Below are 18,745 nucleotides of genomic sequence, written 5' to 3' on the forward strand. Positions count from 1 at the left end.
GGATTTGGTACCATTTGGAAGAAGAGGGCCGCTGCGCTGGGTCATTTCAACCGTTCAAGCAGGTCGCGCATGAATTGATGGCCGGCCTCAAATTGGGTGACTTCGATGTATTCGTTGGGCTGGTGCGCCTGCGCAATGTCGCCGGGGCCGCAGACCACCGCGCTGTAGCCTGCTTCCTGAAACTGCCCTGCCTCGGTGCCGTAGCTGACTTTGTGGCTGGCGTTGTCGCCGGTGATCTGGCGCACAAAGGTTTCGGCCAGCCCGTCTTTCTCGGGTTTGAGTGCTGGCACGTCAAAACGGGGCGTGATCTCGATATAGGTTTCGGGGACGACCTCTTGCATCTGCTGTTCGACTTCGCGCACTTTTTCAAGATAGGCGGTGCCCCAGGCGTCTTTGTCTTCGCCGGGGACAACCCGGAAATCCATTGCAAAATGGCAATCCTTGGCGGTGATATTATGGGCCGTCCCGCCAGAGATCACGCCCACATGTGCGGTGGTGAAAGGCGGGTTGAACATCGCGGCAAGGTCGCTGGGTTTGCGCGCCATGTTTTCGGTGTTCACCTCATTGGCCCACTCGATCAGCTTGGCCCCTGCCATGATCGCGTTGACGCCGGTGTGCAGCAGCGACGAATGGACCTCGAAGCCAACGACATGGGTGTTGAACCCCGTCCCACCCTTGTGCCCTGTCACCGCCTGCATCGTGGAGGGTTCGCCCACGATCACTAACGCGCCCTTGGGCAGCACCGGCTGCATCGCTTCGATCATCGGAGGCGCACCGGTGCAGCCGATTTCCTCGTCAAAGCTCAGCGCGATTTGCAGCGGGCGTTGCACGCCAGCATGATGTGCCTCTACCAAGGCCCAGATCGCCAGCGCGTCGAAACCCTTCATATCGCAGCAGCCACGGCCATAATAGCGCCCGTCCCGTTCGACCACGGTGAACGGATCACTGTCCCAGGGCTGGCCGTCGACAGGCACCACATCTGTATGACCAGAGAGGACAACCGCGCCTTCTTCCCACGGGCCGGCATGCGCAAAAAGCGCGTGCTTGGGCTGATCGGGGTGAATATAGCGGTGTGACGCGATGCCGTGGCTTTCGAGATACTCCGCCACCCAGTCGATCAGCGGGATATTTGTGTCTCGTGAGACGGTGGGAAAGCTGACAAGTTTTTCCATCAGCTCAAACGGGGTCATGCGCGCAGTCATCAATGAGGTCCTTTAGTATCCGCTATCGGTGATCAGCACCTGATGGCCCGCGGATACGGTTTTGTAAACAGAGGGTTCCGCGACATAGCTTGTCGGATGGATCGGCGACGGGATCGGTTTAAAGTTCAGTTCGCTTTCCTTTTTGCGGCGACGCGGATCAGCGATGGGAACGGCCTTCATCAAGGCTTGGGTATAAGGGTGCTGCGGATTTTCGAACACCTGCGCCCGGGTGCCCATCTCTACGATCCGTCCCAGATACATGACGCCGACATAGTGGCTGACCCGTTCGACCACCGCCATGTCGTGGCTGATGAAAAGGAAGGACAGTCCCAATTCCTGCTGCAGCTCAAGCATCAGATTGACCACCTGCGCCTGCACCGACACATCCAGCGCCGACACGGCCTCGTCTGCCACAATCAGCTTAGGGTTCAGGGCCAAGGCGCGTGCGATCGCCACCCGTTGGCGTTGCCCGCCTGACAATTCATGGGGGAAACGCCGCATAAAGCTGCGCGGTAGTTCCACGCGGTCAAACAGCATCTCGATGCGTTTGGTCAGCTCGGCCCCCTTGAGCGTGCCATAGTTATGGATCGGTTCGGCCACTTGATCCGACAGCTGCATTTGCGGATTGAGCGAGGCAAACGGGTCCTGAAAGATCATCTGCATGTCCAGCCGCGCCTTGTGCAGGCCACGCGGATCCAGTGCCATGATGTCTTTGCCGTCAAGGTTGACCTCCCCCGACTGGGGTTCGACCAGCCGCAGAATAGACCGCCCTGCCGTGGATTTACCGCAGCCGGATTCGCCCACAAGGCTCAGCGTCTGGCCCTTGTTGATGGTGAACGACAGGTCTTCGACCGCATGGACATTAGCAACCGTGCGGCGCAGAAAGCCGCCCTGGACCGGAAAGCGCGTGGTCAGGTTCTTGACCGTCAGCAGCGTCTCCTCGGTCCCTTTGATGGGCACGATTTCCTTGTCTTCGGTGCCGAGCAGCCTCATCGGTTCGGGGTAGGCCTTGCCGCGCATTTCGCCCAGCTTCGGCACAGCGGCCAGCAGCGCTTTGGTATAGGGGTGCTGCGGGTTCTCGAAGATTTCCTCGACCGTGCCCTCTTCGACCTTCTTGCCGCGGAACATGACGACGACGCGGTCAGCCATCTGGGCCACAACCGCCATATCATGGGTGATAAACATCACCGCGGTGCCGGTCTCGCGTTTAAGCCGGTCTATCAGCGCAAGGATTTCGGCCTGAATGGTCACATCAAGTGCGGTGGTGGGTTCATCCGCGATCAGCAACCGTGGCGAACAGGCAAGCGCCATGGCGATCACAACCCGCTGGCGCATCCCGCCTGACAGTTCATGCGGGTATTGCTTGATCCGGCGGGCGGGCTCGGGAATGCGTACTTGGGTCAACAGTTCGAGCGCACGCGCCTCGGCTTGCGACTTGGACATGTTTTTGTGCAGGCGCAGCCCTTCGGTCAGCTGGCGGCCCACGGTAAAGACCGGGTTCAGCGCGGTCATCGGTTCCTGAAAGATCATGCCGATCTCATTGCCGCGAATTTTGCGCATCACATCTTGATCTGTGCGCGCTAAATCGACAGCGGGGTCGTTCTGTCGCTCAAATAATAGGCGTCCGCCAGCAATTTTTCCGCCGCCGAACTCGACCAGACGCATCAACGACAAAGAAGACACCGACTTACCCGAGCCGGATTCGCCCACAACGCAGACGGTTTCACCCGCATTAATGTCAAAGCTGACGTCCTCCACCCCCAAGACGGGTCCGTCCTGAGTTTGAAATTCGACCCTAAGCTCTTGAATTTGCGCGATTGGTGTCGGCTTTGCCTCGTCTAGCATGGTATTTTCCAGCGCTTCTCGTTTAATCAATCCGACGACGCTAAGGCCAATCATCCTCTGGTGTCAAATCCGTCAGCGCGACCGCTAACATCCACAGCTTTGGAGGCTTGCTTTTTTTTTCAAACCTGTTTCGATGCTTCAACGTAATTGGCGTGGCCGAAAAAACGGGCAATGTAGCGGGCAACTTTGCCAGCCCCGACGCCCCACCTACCCTGCGTCGATCAAGAGTGACGGTTTTGGCAGTGCCAGAAAGACGGACCATAAAAAAGGCACCAAAAAAAATCACCGGTGTCCAACAAGGAGTAAGCTATGAACATGAAAACCCTGTTACTGGGGGCTGCGGCTTCCGTAGCGATTGCCCCCGCCGCATTTGGCGCCGCCCATGAAGGCGAGCGTGGACGCGACGGCGAGGTAAAAGTGATCTACTGGCAAGCGCCCTCGATCATGACCCCCTATCTGTCGGGCGGCACCAAGGACCTCGAGGCCGCGAGCCTCGTGCTCGAACCACTGGGCCGCTATGACGAAACCGGCGCACTGGTGCCCTATCTGGCTGCCGAAATTCCCACCGTTGAAAACGGCGGCGTGTCCGAAGATCTGAAATCTGTAACTTGGAAGTTGCAAGAAGGCCTGCTGTGGTCTGATGGTACGCCGGTGACGTCCGCAGACCTGAAATTCACCGCTGAATACTGTATGCACCCCGAAGGCGGTTGCGCGCAGGCGTCAAAATTTGATGGTGTCGAAAGCATCGATATCGTGGATGATCTGACGGTGACCGTCCATTTTTCTGATGCCAAGCCCAACCCTTACGGCCCGTTCATGGGCGCGCAATCCCCGATCATTCAGGCTGCGCAGTTCAAGGATTGTCTGGGGTCCAAGGCACCGGAATGTACCGAAGCGAACTTTAACCCCATCGGCACCGGCCCGTTCCGCGTCACGGACTTCCGTCCCAATGACGTGATCCAGATGGAAGCCAACCCCAACTACCGCGATCCGAACAAACCTGCGTTTGCGACCCTGACCCTCAAGGGTGGTGGTGATGCGAATGCGGCGGGCCGTGCCGTGATGGAAACCGGCGAATACGACTATGCCTGGAACATGCAGCTGGCCCCCGACGTACTGGCGAAGATGGCTGAAGGCGGTAAAGGTCAGGCGATCTCTGCATTCGGTACCTTGGTCGAACGGATCGAAATGAACATGACCGATCCGTCGCCAGACCTGCCAGAAGGTGAACGTGCGACGCTTGCGCATCCGCACCCGATTCTGTCGGACTTCAAAGTCCGCAAGGCGCTTTCCATGGCGATCGACCGTCCTTTGCTGGTCGAAGTCGGGTACGGCCAAGCCGGCCGTGCAACCTGTAACCTTGTCCCCGCCCCCGAGCTTTACGCATCCGACAACACTGAATGTCTGACGCAGGATCTTGAAGGCGCCAAAGCCTTGCTGGAAGAAGCCGGCTGGACTGACACCGATGGCGATGGCATCCGTGACAAAGACGGTGAGAAACTGGCCCTGCTGTTCCAGAGCTCGACCAACGCTGTGCGGCAGGATTTCCAGGCGCTGATCAAAGACTGGTGGAACCAGATCGGTGTCGAAGTCGAGCTGCGCAACCTTGATTCTTCGGTCTTCTTCGGTGGTGACCCCGGTTCGCCTGACACCTTCCAGAAGTTCTATGCCGACGTTGAAATGTACGCGAACAACTTTGACGGCACCGACCCGCAGGCCTACTTGTCTGCCTACCGTTGCGGCAACGAACCCAAGCCATCCAGCCAATGGCAGGGTGAAAACATCAACCGTTTCTGCAGCGAAGAATATGATGAGCTGCTGGACGAACTGTCGCGCACGGGCGCGTTGGACAAGCGTGGCGAGATCGCCAAAAAGCTGAACAACATCATCACGCGTGACACCATGACCATCGTTCCGCTGGTCGACCGTGGCCGGGTTTCCGCTGCGTCCAACACATTGGGCGGCGTGATCCTGAACACATGGGATTCCGAACTTTGGAATGCCGCCGACTGGTACCGCGTGAAAGAATAATCACGCCCAAGGTCAGAGGAGCACGCGCCCTGCGTGCTCCTCTGACCTTGATGCCATTTTGAATGTGTGCGAAATCGCGCCTCCCTTCGATTTTGACACGCTTCCCCTCCTCCTAGACCGACTTGCAAAGGCGCTGTGCATGCTGACCTTCACCATTCGTCGACTACTTTTGTCGATACCAACGCTTTTGTTTATCAGCCTGATTATCTTCTTGCTGCTGCAACTGGCCCCCGGCGATCCGATGGCTCAGGTGCCCCTGACTGTCCCACCAGAAGTGAAACAGAAAATGCGCGAGGCGCTTGGCCTCGGGCAGCCGATTTATGTGCAATACTACAAATGGTTGATCCAGTTTTTCTGGGTAGAGCCTCAGGTCTTCATCGACTGGGCCACCCGTGACAGTTTCCTGTTGGGCTGGCTGCCCGACACCAGCCTGTCGACCTTCATCGACCCCGACACCGGCGCCGTACGCCCTGTGCAACGCGCCATCAGCTGGCAGACCCGCAGCCCGATCATGGATATCGTGATCCAGCGGATGCCGCAGACCCTTTGGGTGGTTGGGCTCAGCTATATCGTGGGGATCCTGATCGCGATCCCCATCGGTATCTATTCTGCCTATCGCCACTATTCGCTGTTCGATCAGGCCGGGACATTCGTGACAATGGTTGGCTTTTCGATCCCGCCCTTTTTTACTGGCCCGCTGCTGATCGTTGTATTCTCTGTATCGCTAGGGTGGTTGCCGTCGATCTATGACACCACCCATGTCGTGACGGACTGGGAAAGCTTTAAGGTCCAGTTCATGCAGATGGTCATGCCCGTGATGGTGCTGGCGCTGCAAACCACCGCACAGATCAGCCGCTATATGCGGGGGGCGATGCTGGACAACCTGAATCAGGATTACGTCCGCACCGCCCGTGCCAAGGGCCTGCGTGAGACATCCGTCGTGCTGGTTCACGTCTTGCGCAACTCTATGATCCCGGTGGTCACGGTCATAGCACTTGGGATGCCCGCGATCTTTGGGGGCGCGATCATCACCGAAAACGTGTTCAAGGTAAACGGGATCGGGCAGCTGCTGCTGACTGCGCTCTTTGCCAATGACCTTCCCATGGTGATGACGCTGACCTTTATCTTCGCCATCCTCATCGTTCTGTTCAACCTGATTGCCGATGTTCTATACGGCCTGCTTGACCCAAGGATCCGCTATGACTGAGCAAGCCACTCCCGCAAGCCCGCTTGAGGCTGACATCGAACTTTACGGCGCGCTGGTCGACAAAGAGCCACAAAAACCGCCGCGGAGCCAATGGATCGACGTCTGGCAGCAGTTTCGCAAGCACAAGGGTGCTGTATTTGGCGGAGGCTTCTTGCTGTTCATCACGCTCGCCGTGCTGTTTGGCCCCTTCCTTTGGGACGTGGATCCCAAAACGCTTGATATCCGCAACAAGAACTGGCGCCCGATCTATCAACTGCTGTTTGACAGCGAAGCAAAGGCCGGTTGGGCGCACCCCTTTGGAACAGATCAGCTGGGCCGTGATATCATGGCGCAGATGATCGCCGGAGGCCGCGTATCGATGGCCGTGGGGTGGCTCGCGATGGGACTGGCACTGGTGATCGGGTCGGCCATCGGGGTAATCTCGGGCTACTTCAAACGGCTCGATTTCTGGCTGATGCGGTTCACTGATCTGGTGTTGTCGCTGCCGATCCTGCCTTTGACGCTGCTGGCGGTGACCCTGTTCCGGCAACCGCTGAATGCGCGGTTCGGCCCCGAAGGCGGCATGTTTATTCTGATTGTGGGGATCATCGGGCTGACGTCCTGGATGCAGACGGCGCGGATCGTACGCGGCGACATCCTGGCGCTGAAAGAGCGTGAATTCATCCTCGCGGCGCGGTCCATCGGCACGCGGTCAGGCAAGATCATCCGCAAGCACCTGCTGCCCAATGTGATTTCCCCAATCATGGTATCTGCTACACTTGGGCTCGCCACGGCGATCATCACTGAAAGCGCGCTAAGCTTTCTGGGCGTGGGCTTCCCGTCGGACTATCCGACATGGGGCAAGCTGCTGTCGGATGCCGTGTCGCGTATGCAGGAATTCCCCGAACGGGTGATCCTGCCCGGTATCGCGATTTCCCTGACTGTGCTTAGCGTGAACTATCTGGGCGACGGGCTGCGCGATGCGCTTGACCCGCGGTTGCGCGGGCGGTGATCCTCTGCCGGTCATAGCGCTTGGGGCTGCGGACAGGATTGAGTATTTATAAAAAGGGTGAAGGGGGGCTGCGGCCTCCCTTTGTCGTTGAGGCGCAAAAGGCTTGAACTCGGGCGGTTTCCGCGTCAGTGAACTGGCGTGCTGTCGTCAGGGGAACGCAAAGATGTTTGAGCAATTCGGTTTTGAAAACACCACGCCGCAACAGGCTGCTGTCTGGTTCGCGCTGGCCTTGGGCGTGGTCTTTGGCGTTCTGGGGCAGATCACCAAGTTCTGTTTTCGCCGGTCGCTGGTTGGCGAAGACCGACGCGCGGCTAAAGGGGTCTGGCTGACGGCACTGGCCTTTGCTGTCTCGGGCACGCAAGCCGCTGTGGCGCTGGGCTGGATCAGCTTTGCCGATCATCGTTTTCTGGTGCCTGACCTCCCCTATCTGGCGATTGGGTTTGGCGGGCTCCTGTTTGGTGCGGGCATGGTGCTGACACGGGGCTGTATTTCGCGGCTGACCATTCTGGCGGGCTCTGGCAATTTACGGGCGGCCCTGGTCGTTGTGGTGTTCGCAGTCGTGGCCCATGCGACATTGAAAGGCGTGTTGGCCCCGATGCGCGTGGCGCTTGGCAGCGTCACACTTGGGCTTGGTGATTATATCAGCCTCGCCGCTCTGCCCGGTGGCGTGGCCCTTTGGGGTGGCTTGATCGTCGTGGCCGCCTTGGCCGTGGCGCTACGGTCGGGGAACCGTCCGGCCCATCTGATGATGGCAGCGCTGATTGGTTTGCTGGTCCCGTTGGCGTGGGTCGGTACCGGCTTTATTCTGTTCGACGAATTTGATCCCATCGCGATGGAGAGCCTGTCGTTCACGTCGCCCTCTGCCGATACGTTGTTCTGGCTGGTGGCAAGCAGTTCCATCCCCGCAGGCTTTGGCGTCGGGTTGCTGGGCGGCGTATTTCTGGGAGCCTGTGCGGCCAGTCTGTTGTTTGGCGGCTTTGGCTGGCAGAGTTTCGAGACCCCCACCCAGACCGGCCGCTATCTGGCCGGTGCCGCGCTGATGGGTGTCGGCGGTGTACTTGCAGGGGGCTGTACGCTGGGTGCCGGACTATCCGGCGTGCCTACGCTGTCGCTGGCTGCCATATTGGCTATCGTGATGATCGGCATCGGCGTGTTGGCCATGCATGCCCTATTGCGCGCAACCCCTGCAGGCAGCTGACGCTATTTGATCTTGTGGCGCAAACGGCGCAGAAGACCCCAAACGAGGATCACCACGACAGGCACGGCAACGGCCGTCAGCGTGCCCTTGCTGATCCCGCTACGTTCGGCCAGCGGGTAGAGCATATAACCCACCAGTGACACCGCGTAGTAGCTGATGGCGACGACCGAGAGCCCTTCGACCGTGTGCTGCAGACGCAGCTGCAGGTCCGAGCGTTTATCCATGCTGGCCAGTATCGCCTGGTTCTGCGCCGACCTTTCCACATCCACCCGTGTGCGCAGCAGTTCAGCGGCGCGGCTGGCACGGGCGGACATCTTGTTCAGGCGTGTTTCCGACGATTTCACCGTGCGCATCGCAGGCTCGTAGCGGCGCATCATGAATTCATCAAAACCCTGTCGCGCCATAAAGCGGGTTTCGCGGAGGGCCCCGATCCGCTGCGCGACAATGGCCTGATAGGCCTCTGTCGCACCAAGCCGATAAGAAGCATCCGCCGAAAGCGCCTCTAGCCCGACCGAGATATCCAGCAAGCGGTGCAGCGTGTCTTCGGCCATAGCAGAGGTGCCTGCCATGCCCGCCATCAGGTCAATCAGCTCTGCGTCGAGCCGGTCAAGCTGGGCGGCGAACTCACGCACCTTTGCAAAGCCGAGCATGGACATCGATTTATAGGTCTCGATCTCGCACAACCGTTGCACGATGCGCCCCAGACGGCGGCTGCCGGTGCCTTCCGATGCGAAGACCGCCATGCGCATGTGGCCCGCCGGATCGATGCGGAAATCACTGGCGATAACTGCAGCATCTTCCAGCACAGACGCCACTGCCAAGCTTTCCGGGACGAACCAATCTTGCAGCGCCTCCGCGATCTGCGCGTCCTCGGCAGGACGCGGCACCAGCCGCAGCAAGATCGACGTAATGCGTTCTGCCTTCAGGCCAGCGCGCCAATTCTCGGGAAAGACATCAAACTCTGCCGGATCAAAGGGGCGCTGGCCGATCTGGTCAAGAAACACGGTATAGGTCACGAATTCGGTATGCTGTTCCCATTTCAGGGTATATTTGCCCATCGGCCCGAAATAATGGGTCGCGTCCTCCGACGGGAGGGGCGCACCGTAGTGGGTCAGCAAGGTACGTAGCTGCTGTAGGTCAACCGACCGGTCGCGCGTTGCGGCGTCCCCTATCGGTCGCACCGCCAGATAGGCCGCCACATGGGGCGCGACCAGCGATGGAAACGGGCGCGCGTGAAGCTCGCTATTCAGGGTATAGCGCAGGGGGTGATCGTCGAGAGCAGGCACGATGAGGGCTTTCTGCAGGGATATGATCGGGGCAACCTAGCGCGGTTACCGCCGTTCGCCTAGATATATTTTACATAGCTTTCATAGGGTTATCCGTATACCGCAGGATACCGCCCGCAGTTGCATCGCCTTTTTAGAACCGGTTGAGCGGAATTTTCAGATAGGCGTGGCCGTCTTCTTCTGCGTCCGGCAAGCGCCCTGCCCTCAGGTTCAGCTGCAAGACATGCAACATCCGATCCGGTAAGGACAGCGTCTTGTCCCGTGCCTCGCGTAGATCGACAAAGCGGTCGAGTGACACACCGCTACCGATATGCGCATTATGTCTGCGCTGTTCAGCCACGCTAGATTCCCACGTGGGCTGCGGGCGATAGTCAGTACCGTAGTCATGGCCGACGAACAGCCGCGTCGCATCGGGCAGTGCAAGAATTTCTTGTAGCGACTGATACAGCTCTGCCGCGGTACCACCGGGGAAATCAGCGCGGGCGGTGCCGACATCGGGCTGCATAAAGCTATCGTGCACAAAGGCGGCATCCGACCCCACGACATAGGAAATCGACCCCAGCGTATGCCCCGGGGACAGCATCACGCGGACCGGCAGATCGCCGATGGTAAAGGTATCACCGTCGTCAAACAGATGGTCAAAATCGGACGCGGGGTCAAAGGCGTCAGGCATGTGGTAGTAGTCGCGCCAGAGCTCGGCAATCTCGGTGATTTTGGACCCGATGGCATTGGGTTTGTTCAGCCGGCGTTTCAGCTCATGGGATGCCATCAGGTGATCGGCATGGGGATGCGTGTCGAGAATCCATTCGATCTGGTACCCTGCCGCGTCGGCATGGCGCAGGATCGTATCGACATTCTGCGTATCAGTGGCGGCGCTTTGCGGGCTGAAGCCCAGAACCACGTCAATCACCGCCGCTTTGGATGTGGCGGGATCAGCGACCAGATACTGGATACTGCCGCTATCGTCATCGTAAAAGCCGGTGACTTCGGGGGAACCGGGGCCGGTTGACGGGCTGGTGCGCGAAAACTTCATATTCAAATCCTCCTATATGACAATTCAACACCCGCAAGGCGCTTGAGTTCCATGTATCACCCCGAATGTAAAAAGGGCGGCGCATCGCTGCACCGCCCTTTGGTTTGTCATCTGTCGCCGGATCAGTCGATCAGCGGCAGCAGCTTGTCCAGGCTCGCCTTGGCGTCGCCATAAAGCATCCGCGTGTTGTCTTTGAAGAACAACGGGTTCTCGATACCGGAATAGCCAGTCCCCTGCCCGCGCTTGGACACGATGACGTTCTTGGCCTTCCAGCATTCCAGCACGGGCATACCGGCGATCGGGCTGTTGGGATCATCCTGTGCGGCGGGGTTCACGATGTCGTTCGACCCGATCACGATCGCAACGTCGGTGGATTTGAAATCATCGTTGATCTCGTCCATCTCCATCACGATGTCATAGGGCACCTTGGCCTCGGCCAGCAGCACGTTCATGTGACCCGGCAAACGACCCGCAACGGGGTGAATGGCGAAACGCACGTTCTTGCCTTGGGCCCGCAACTTTTTAACCAACTCGCTGACCGCTTGCTGTGCCTGAGCCACCGCCATCCCGTAACCGGGGATGATGATGACGCTATCGGCTTCGTTCAGCATGCTCGCCACACCGTCGACTTCGATCGAGATCTGTTCGCCCTCGACTGCCATCTGTGGACCAGAGGTGCCACCAAAGCCGCCCAAGATCACGCTGACGAACGAACGGTTCATCGCTTTACACATGATATAGGACAGGATCGCACCTGACGAACCAACCAGCGCACCGACCACGATCAGCAGATCGTTGCCAAGGCTGAAACCGATCGCCGCTGCAGCCCAGCCGGAATAGCTGTTCAGCATCGACACAACCACGGGCATATCTGCGCCGCCAATACCCATGATCAGGTGATAGCCAATGAACAGCGCCGCCAGTGTCATGATGAACAGCGGCAGGAACCCACCGGTGTTAAAGTACCAAACCAAGCACAGCAGCGATACGGCCGCAGCGGTTGCGTTCAGGACGTGGCCACCGGGCAGTTTGGTTGCCGAAGAGTTCACCCGACCCGCCAGCTTGCCATAGGCAATGACCGAACCGGTAAAGGTGATCGCACCGATGAACACACCAAGGAACAGCTCGACCCGCAGGATTGCGATCTCGACGCTGTCCTTCTTGGCCAGAAGGGCGGCGAAGCCCTCGGTTGCCTTGCGGGCGGTGTCATCCATCGCCAGCACGTTGCCCAGTTCGATATGCGCGTTATAGCCGACGAAAACCGCCGCCAGACCCACAAGGCTGTGCATTGCAGCAACCAGTTCGGGCATTTGCGTCATCTGTACTTTTGTCGCCAGTTGATAACCGATGGCACCGCCACCCGCGATCAGGATCAGCGACAGCACCCAAAAACCAGCCCCCGGCCCGATCAATGTCGCAACCACGGCCAAGGCCATGCCCACGATCCCGTACCATACGGCACGCTTTGCGCTTTCCTGCCCCGACAGCCCGCCAAGGCTGAGGATGAAGAGGATGGCGGCGACTACGTAAGCCGCTGTTGTAAAACCAAAATCCATTTACCTGAACCCTTTACGATTTTTGGAACATGGCAAGCATGCGCCGTGTCACGAGGAACCCACCAAAGATGTTGATCCCGCACATAAACACCGACAGCGCGGCCAGAATAATCACCAAGAACGATCCGGACCCGATCTGCATGACCGCCCCCAGAATGATGATTGACGAAATCGCGTTGGTCACGGCCATCAGCGGGGTGTGCAGGCTATGTGCGACGCCCCAGATCACCTGAAAACCAATGAACACGGCCAGAACGAACACGATAAAGTGCTGCATAAAGCTGGCTGGTGCGACCAGGCCAACCGCCAACAGCAACACGCCACCAATGGCCAGCAAGCCGACCTGATTGCGCGTCTGTGCTTTGAACGCCGCCGTCTCTTTGGCACGCTTTTCTTCCGGCGTCAGTTCCTTGGGCTTGTCCTTTTTCGGCGCTGCCGCAATCGCTGCTACCTTGGGCGGGGGCGGCGGGAAGGTGACTTCTTTGTCGTGGGTGATGGTTGCCCCACGGATCACGTCGTCTTCCATGTTGTGGTTGATCACACCGTCTTTTTCCGGTGTCAGATCGGTCAGCAAGTGGCGAATGTTGGTCGAGAACAGCGTCGACGCCTGCGTTGCCATCCGGCTTGGGAAATCGGTGTAGCCGATGATGGTCACACCATTCTCGGTCACGATTTTCTCGTCCATCTTGGTCAGCTTGCAGTTGCCGCCCTTTTCCGCCGCCAGATCGATGATGACCGACCCGGGCTTCATTGCGGCGACCATATCTTCGGTCCACAGCTCTGGCGCTTCGCGGTTGGGAATCAACGCCGTGGTGATGACGATATCAACTTCGGGGGCCAGTTCGCGGAACTTGGCCAGCTGCGCTTCGCGGAATTCCGGCGAAGAAACAGAAGCGTAGCCACCCGAGGCGGAGCCGTCCTGCTGCTCTTCTTCGAAATCGAGGTACACAAATTCGGCACCCATCGATTCGACCTGCTCGGCGACTTCGGGACGTACGTCAAAGGCCAGCGTGATCGCGCCCAACGACGTTGAGGTCCCGATCGCTGCCAGACCGGCAACACCTGCACCGACAACCAGAACCTTGGCCGGAGGGACTTTGCCCGCGGCTGTGATCTGACCGGTAAAGAAGCGGCCAAAGTTGTTGCCCGCCTCGATCACCGCACGGTAGCCCGCGATGTTCGCCATCGACGACAGTGCATCCATTTTCTGCGCACGGCTGATCCGAGGGATCATCTCCATCGCGACAACAGTGGTGCCTTTTTCAGCCGCCTCTTTCATCTTGGCTTCGTCGGCAACAGGGCTAAAGAAGGAAATCAGCGTCTGGTCGGACCGCATCATCGCCATCTCGGCGGTGCTGGGGACACGGACCTTGGCCACGACATCTGCCGTTTCCCAAAGCTCAGCCGCTGTGTCGATCACCTCTACCCCGGCTTCGACATATTTATCGTTGGAAAAACCAGCCGCCTCGCCTGCGCCAGCTTCAATCAGACAAGTGTGACCGAGCTTTTGCAGCTGAAGTGCTGATTCCGGGGTCATCGCAACGCGATTTTCCCCTTCAAATGTTTCTTTTGGCGTCCCGATCTTCAATCCAGAGTCCCCCGTTGGTGCTTCTACGCCTCGCGTGGCGCAATAATATTACCCAGAGCGATAGCGCTTGGGTTCCTATAGTACAAGAGACGGACATAATTAGAACAGCGATTTGCACCAGCAATAGCGCTAACAGCCGCATTTATGGGTTTGCGACGTTGCGTGAAAACGCGCGCGCCCTTGCACCTGCCCCTCGCTGCCGACAGCATGTCCGTCATCACGTTCCATTTCATAAGGGAGAGCAGAATGGACCTACAGGGAAAACACGCACTGATCACAGGCGGCGGCACCGGCATCGGGCTGGATATCGCACGGGATTTGGCGGCACGGGGCGCGCATGTAACGATCACCGGCCGCCGCCAAGAGGTGCTCGATGAGGTTGCGGGCGACAATATGACCGGCATGGCGATGGACGTGCGCAGCGAAGACGACGTGGTGGCCAAGATCGCCGCAGCCGTCAAAGCCCACGGCCCGATCCAGATTTGCATCCCCAACGCCGGTATTGCCGAGGGCAAGGCCGTGCATAAGACCGATATGGAATTCTGGCGCAACATGATGTCCACCAACCTGGACGGTGCCTTTCTTACGATCCGCGAATCACTGAAGACAATGCGCGACACCGAATGGGGCCGGGTCATTGCGATCTCTTCCATGGCCGGATTGCGCGGCCTGCCCGGCGCGGCGGCCTACTCTGCGTCGAAACACGGGATGATTGGGCTGATCAAATCACTGGCCGCGGACTATCTGGGGCAGCCCTATACGTTTAACGCGATCTGCCCTGGCTACGTGGACACCCCGATCGTATCGCGCAACACCGCGTCAATCTCGGAACGTGCTGGTATTTCAGAAGAAAAAGCACGCGCGATCATGGTGAATTCAAACCCGCATAAACGTCTGATCGACGTGTCCGAGGTCACAGCTGCCGCCACATGGCTAACCGGCCCCGGTTCGCAAAGCATCAACGGACAGTGCATTCAGGTCACCGGCGGCGACATGTAACTGCGTTGCCGGTCATAATTTGATAACTTTGGGGCGGCTAAGGTCGCCCCATGCATAAGATCACAGCCCCCCTTATACCGCCCCGAAATGCCGCAGCCTTTCGTAGCTGCCGGATAAGGCGAGCGTCCGGCAAGCGGCCTCAAAAACCTGCCGTGCAGCACAGCGATTTCACCTGGAAAAAGATCGACACATTGACAACACGCTATTTTTCTCACCCCGTCGAATCATCGCGACGGCGCATCACGTTGACAGAGGGATCAGGCTGATTTCAGCATCCGCTGTTGTTTGCTGTCGGCCCAAGCTTGCGCTGCGGCACCGAACCTTTCGAACAAGGGACGCGACACAGGGTCATTCCCCGCGTCCCATTCTGGATGCCACTGCACGGCGAGCGTGAAACCGGGGGCGTCCTTGATATAAATCGCCTCTGGCGTGCCATCCTCGGCGAAGCCGTCGATGATCACGCGCGGGCCCGCGGCCTTGATCCCCTGCCCGTGCAACGTGTTGGTGCGCACCTTTGGCGCACCCAGAAGCTCGTGAAACACGCCGCCTTGGGTAAAGGTCACATCGTGACGCAGCTCGAATTTCTGCTCCATCGTGCCATCGGGCGGCATGCGGTGGTTCATCCGTCCCGGCAATTCACGGATCTCAGGGTAGAGCGTCCCGCCCATGGCCACATTGACCTCTTGGAACCCACGGCACACGCCAAAGAACGGCTGTCCCCGCTCGACACAGGCGCGCACAAGCCCAAGGGCAATGGCGTCGCGGGCACGGTCAAAGGTGCCATGCGCCTCTGTCGCGGACTCGCCATATTCTTCGGGGTGCACATTCGGTCGCCCGCCGGTCAACAAGAAGCCGTCGCAGGTTTCAAGCAACTCGTCGACCGACACCAAGGACGGGTCGCTGGGAATGATCAACGGCAAACAGCCAGACACCTGCGCCACCGCGATGGTGTTCATCGTGCCGGCCGCGTGGATCGGGTATTGGTCATTCAACAGGCTGGTGTTTCCGACAATACCAACAACAGGACGCGCCATATTCAGCCTCAGATTTTGATTTCACTCAAAGCCTACCGCGTCCTCAATCCGACCTCAACACCCCAAAGCCCACCGCTATTCCTCGCCGATCAGCCCTGCAGCGCCAATCCCGGCCAGCGCAGCCAGTACATCATTGTCCGATGTATCCCCGGTCACGCCCAGCGCGCCGATCACAACGCCCGCCGCGTCGCGCAGCAGCAAACCGCCCGGTACAGGCACCACGGCCCCGCCATAAACACCGTTCACCGCCGCCATAAAATAGGCTTGCTGCTCGGCCCGCGCCATTTGCGCCCGCCCGGCCATACCCAACATCACCGCGCCATAGGCTTTGCCGTGGGCGATGCCGAACCGGCCAGGGGCCGCGCCGTCTTCACGCTCGAAAGCCTGCACGTGGCCGCCTGCGTCCAGCACCACGGCTGACAGGGGTTTCAACCCCAGCTCGTGGCCCTTTTTAAACGTTTCGGCGATCATGATCCGCGCCTGCTCTAATGTGACTGTCATTCTATCCTCATCTTTGCTTCATTTTGCTAAGTAAACTCCGGGGAGCACGAGGGGCTTGGCCCCTCGCCTCTTCCGGTAAGACACGTTCAGCCTTGTGCGGCTTTCAGCTCCAACCGGCGTGCGTGCAGGACAGGTTCGGTATAGCCCGACGGCTGCACGCGCCCTTTCAGCACCAGATCGCAAGCGGCCTGAAAGGCAATCCCGTCAAAGCCGGGGGCCATCGGCTGGTAAAGCGGATCGCCCGCGTTCTGCCGGTCCACGACGGCGGCCATCTTTTTCAGCGCTGTGGTCACCTGATCCTCGGAAACCACCCCGTGGTGTAGCCAATTCGCCAACGCCTGTGCCGAGATGCGGCAGGTCGCGCGGTCTTCCATGAGGCCGACGTCATGGATGTCCGGCACCTTTGAACAGCCAACGCCCTGATCGACCCAGCGCACGACGTAGCCCAGAATACCCTGAGCGTTGTTCTCTACCTCCTGTGCGATATCGGCGTCAGACAGGTTGCGCCCCGCAAGTACGGGGATCGTCAGCAGGTCTTCCAGCGTACCACGGGCACCGCCCTGTTTGATCTCGTCCTGACGCGCCAGAACATCGACGGTATGATAGTGCATCGCGTGCAACGTCGCAGCCGTAGGCGATGGCACCCAAGCGCAGTTTGCGCCTGCTTTGGGATGGCCGATCTTGGCGTCCAGCATGGCTTCCATCAGATCAGGCATGGCCCACATCCCCTTGCCGATCTGCGCGCGCCCCTGCAGGCCGCAGGCCAAACCGATATCGACGTTGCGATCCTCATAGGCGCTGATCCACGGCGCGTTCTTCATCTCGCCCTTGGGCACCATTGGCCCTGCCTCCATCGAGGTGTGAATTTCGTCGCCCGTGCGGTCGAGGAAACCGGTGTTGATAAAAGCAACGCGGGACTTGGCTGCGCGGATACACTCGGCAAGGTTGACCGATGTGCGACGCTCTTCATCCATGATGCCGAGTTTGACGGTATTGGCCGGCAGCCCCAGCGCGATCTCTACCCGGGTAAACATCTCATCCGCAAAGGCGACTTCTTCGGGCCCGTGCATCTTGGGTTTGACCACATAGACCGAGCCCGCGACCGAATTGCGCATTCCGCCCTTTTTCTTCAGATCGTGCATCGCGAGCAATGTTGTGACCATCGCGTCCATCAGGCCTTCGCCGATCTCCAGCCCGTCGCGGTCCAGAATGGCGGGGTTGGTCATGAGGTGACCCACGTTGCGTACCAACATCAACGACCGCCCCTTAAGCGTCAGCGTACTGCCGTCGGGGGCGGTGTAGTCGCGATCGCCGTTCATCTCGCGCGTCACCTGCCGGCCACCCTTTTCGAACGTCTCGGACAGATCGCCCTTCATCAGGCCCAACCAGTTGCCATAGGCGACAACCTTGTCTTCGGCATCCACAGCGGCAACGCTATCTTCGCAATCCATGATCGTAGACATCGCGGATTCCAGCAGCACATCGGCCACGCCTGCCCGATCGGTTTTGCCAATGTTATGCGCAGCGTCGATCTGAATTTCGATGTGCAAGCCGTTGTTGCGCAGCAAGATCGCGTCAGGCGCAGCCGCATCCCCGCGGTAGCCGATAAACTGCGCCGCATCTTTCAACGCAGGTGTCAGTGCCCCGTCTGCGACGGCATAACCGGTCACATCCGTATGGCTGCCAGAGGCAAGCGGGGCTGCTTCATCCAGAAACGCCTTGGCCTGCACCACAACCCGCGCGCCACGCTCTGCGTCATAGCCCTTGCCCTTCGGCAAATCCCCTAGCGCATCCGTGCCGTAATACGCGTCATATAGGCTGCCCCACCGCGCGTTGGCGGCGTTCAGGGCAAAGCGGGCGTTGGTAATAGGAACGACCAGCTGCGGTCCGGGGACCTGCGCGATTTCGGGATCGACACCTTGGGTATCAATCTCGAATGCGGGGCCTTCGGGCACGAGATACCCGATCTCACGCAGAAAGGCATTATAGGCGTCGGCGTCATGGTTCTGGCCGGCGCGGTCTTTGTGCCAAGCATCTATCTTGGCCTGCATCTCTTCACGCGTCTGCAACAAGGCGCGGTTTTTTGGCCCCAGATCATGCACGAGATCACTTAGCCCCGCCCAGAACGTGCCCGCATCAATGCCGGTGGCGGGCAGCGCCGAGCCTTCAATAAATTCTACCAGTTCGGCGGCAACCTGAAGGCCGTTCTTATCGCTACGCTGTGTCATCTCTTAGCTCCTGTTGCTCGCATGGATATCGCTTTGACAACAGGCT

At 59.2% G+C, this 18,745-nt stretch carries 14 protein-coding genes; 5 read left to right on the top strand and 9 right to left on the bottom strand.

The features are described 5' to 3' along the window. Window positions 1-41: 41 nt before the first annotated feature. Window positions 42-1,202 carry an acetylornithine deacetylase gene (gene argE / locus ACVBAU_RS12630; protein ID WP_138923006.1) on the bottom strand — a complete coding sequence of 387 codons (1,161 nt, stop codon included), beginning with the start codon at window positions 1,200-1,202 and terminating at the stop codon, window positions 42-44. Window positions 1,203-1,214: 12 nt separating this feature from the next. Further along, on the bottom strand, window positions 1,215-3,047 hold the full coding sequence (locus ACVBAU_RS12635) for an ABC transporter ATP-binding protein (protein WP_448328989.1): 1,833 nt from the start codon (window positions 3,045-3,047) through the stop codon (window positions 1,215-1,217). 309 nt (window positions 3,048-3,356) lie between these two features. On the opposite strand from ACVBAU_RS12635, the gene ACVBAU_RS12640 reads away from it, so the two are divergent. The 4 genes from ACVBAU_RS12640 (at window position 3,357) to ACVBAU_RS12655 (ending at window position 8,474) form a co-directional block, all read left to right on the top strand. Beyond that, a complete protein-coding gene (locus ACVBAU_RS12640; RefSeq protein WP_448326676.1) occupies window positions 3,357-5,078 on the top strand; it encodes a peptide ABC transporter substrate-binding protein in 1,722 nt (573 codons plus the stop codon). 139 nt (window positions 5,079-5,217) lie between these two features. After that, window positions 5,218-6,285: an ABC transporter permease gene (locus ACVBAU_RS12645; RefSeq protein WP_138923004.1), complete on the top strand. Its 1,068-nt coding sequence runs from the start codon at window positions 5,218-5,220 to the stop codon at window positions 6,283-6,285. After that, window positions 6,278-7,276: an ABC transporter permease gene (locus ACVBAU_RS12650; protein WP_448326677.1), complete on the top strand. Its 999-nt coding sequence runs from the start codon at window positions 6,278-6,280 to the stop codon at window positions 7,274-7,276. The genes ACVBAU_RS12645 and ACVBAU_RS12650 overlap by 8 nt, the downstream gene beginning before the upstream one ends. A gap of 163 nt (window positions 7,277-7,439) precedes the next feature. After that, window positions 7,440-8,474, top strand: a complete 1,035-nt coding sequence (locus tag ACVBAU_RS12655; RefSeq protein ID WP_448326678.1) for a YeeE/YedE thiosulfate transporter family protein — start codon at window positions 7,440-7,442, stop codon at window positions 8,472-8,474. A gap of 2 nt (window positions 8,475-8,476) precedes the next feature. Here ACVBAU_RS12655 and ACVBAU_RS12660 read toward each other — a convergent pair whose 3' ends face one another. From ACVBAU_RS12660 to ACVBAU_RS12675, 4 genes are all read right to left on the bottom strand, one after another. After that, window positions 8,477-9,760 carry a DUF3422 family protein gene (locus tag ACVBAU_RS12660; RefSeq protein WP_448326679.1) on the bottom strand — a complete coding sequence of 428 codons (1,284 nt, stop codon included), beginning with the start codon at window positions 9,758-9,760 and terminating at the stop codon, window positions 8,477-8,479. A 133-nt stretch (window positions 9,761-9,893) separates the two neighbouring features. Beyond that, complete coding sequence (locus ACVBAU_RS12665; protein ID WP_448326680.1) at window positions 9,894-10,793, bottom strand: MBL fold metallo-hydrolase; 900 nt, start codon at window positions 10,791-10,793, stop codon at window positions 9,894-9,896. Between the two features lie 122 nt (window positions 10,794-10,915). Continuing rightward, window positions 10,916-12,349: an NAD(P)(+) transhydrogenase (Re/Si-specific) subunit beta gene (locus ACVBAU_RS12670; protein ID WP_138922999.1), complete on the bottom strand. Its 1,434-nt coding sequence runs from the start codon at window positions 12,347-12,349 to the stop codon at window positions 10,916-10,918. Window positions 12,350-12,362: 13 nt separating this feature from the next. Next, complete coding sequence (locus tag ACVBAU_RS12675; RefSeq protein ID WP_138922998.1) at window positions 12,363-13,937, bottom strand: Re/Si-specific NAD(P)(+) transhydrogenase subunit alpha; 1,575 nt, start codon at window positions 13,935-13,937, stop codon at window positions 12,363-12,365. A gap of 246 nt (window positions 13,938-14,183) precedes the next feature. On the opposite strand from ACVBAU_RS12675, the gene ACVBAU_RS12680 reads away from it, so the two are divergent. Next, the gene (locus ACVBAU_RS12680) at window positions 14,184-14,936 is read left to right on the top strand and encodes an SDR family NAD(P)-dependent oxidoreductase (protein WP_138922997.1); all 753 of its coding nucleotides are present in this window, start codon (window positions 14,184-14,186) and stop codon (window positions 14,934-14,936) included. A 257-nt stretch (window positions 14,937-15,193) separates the two neighbouring features. On the opposite strand, the gene ACVBAU_RS12685 is transcribed toward ACVBAU_RS12680, so the two are convergent. From ACVBAU_RS12685 to ACVBAU_RS12695, 3 genes are all read right to left on the bottom strand, one after another. Further along, window positions 15,194-15,970, bottom strand: coding sequence for a gamma-glutamyl-gamma-aminobutyrate hydrolase family protein (locus tag ACVBAU_RS12685; RefSeq protein WP_138922995.1), 777 nt, complete (start codon window positions 15,968-15,970; stop codon window positions 15,194-15,196). A gap of 75 nt (window positions 15,971-16,045) precedes the next feature. After that, window positions 16,046-16,471 carry a GlcG/HbpS family heme-binding protein gene (locus ACVBAU_RS12690; protein ID WP_093732656.1) on the bottom strand — a complete coding sequence of 142 codons (426 nt, stop codon included), beginning with the start codon at window positions 16,469-16,471 and terminating at the stop codon, window positions 16,046-16,048. 86 nt (window positions 16,472-16,557) lie between these two features. Further along, window positions 16,558-18,699, bottom strand: a complete 2,142-nt coding sequence (locus ACVBAU_RS12695; protein WP_448326681.1) for a malate synthase G — start codon at window positions 18,697-18,699, stop codon at window positions 16,558-16,560. Window positions 18,700-18,745 lie beyond the last annotated feature (46 nt).

Source organism: Sulfitobacter sp. M13 (assembly GCF_053474885.1).

Excerpts from the sequence above, each read along its gene's own strand:
- ACVBAU_RS12685 (WP_138922995.1), bottom strand. The coding sequence starts at position 15,970 with ATGGCGCGTCCTGTTGTTGGTATTGTCGGAAACACCAGCCTGTTGAAT.
- ACVBAU_RS12650 (WP_448326677.1), top strand. The coding sequence starts at position 6,278 with ATGACTGAGCAAGCCACTCCCGCAAGCCCGCTTGAGGCTGACATCGAA.
- ACVBAU_RS12680 (WP_138922997.1), top strand. The coding sequence starts at position 14,184 with ATGGACCTACAGGGAAAACACGCACTGATCACAGGCGGCGGCACCGGC.
- ACVBAU_RS12695 (WP_448326681.1), bottom strand. The coding sequence starts at position 18,699 with ATGACACAGCGTAGCGATAAGAACGGCCTTCAGGTTGCCGCCGAACTG.
- ACVBAU_RS12655 (WP_448326678.1), top strand. The coding sequence starts at position 7,440 with ATGTTTGAGCAATTCGGTTTTGAAAACACCACGCCGCAACAGGCTGCT.
- ACVBAU_RS12640 (WP_448326676.1), top strand. The coding sequence starts at position 3,357 with ATGAACATGAAAACCCTGTTACTGGGGGCTGCGGCTTCCGTAGCGATT.
- ACVBAU_RS12645 (WP_138923004.1), top strand. The coding sequence starts at position 5,218 with ATGCTGACCTTCACCATTCGTCGACTACTTTTGTCGATACCAACGCTT.
- ACVBAU_RS12665 (WP_448326680.1), bottom strand. The coding sequence starts at position 10,793 with ATGAAGTTTTCGCGCACCAGCCCGTCAACCGGCCCCGGTTCCCCCGAA.
- ACVBAU_RS12670 (WP_138922999.1), bottom strand. The coding sequence starts at position 12,349 with ATGGATTTTGGTTTTACAACAGCGGCTTACGTAGTCGCCGCCATCCTC.
- ACVBAU_RS12690 (WP_093732656.1), bottom strand. The coding sequence starts at position 16,471 with ATGACAGTCACATTAGAGCAGGCGCGGATCATGATCGCCGAAACGTTT.
- argE (WP_138923006.1), bottom strand. The coding sequence starts at position 1,202 with ATGACTGCGCGCATGACCCCGTTTGAGCTGATGGAAAAACTTGTCAGC.
- ACVBAU_RS12635 (WP_448328989.1), bottom strand. The coding sequence starts at position 3,047 with ATGCTAGACGAGGCAAAGCCGACACCAATCGCGCAAATTCAAGAGCTT.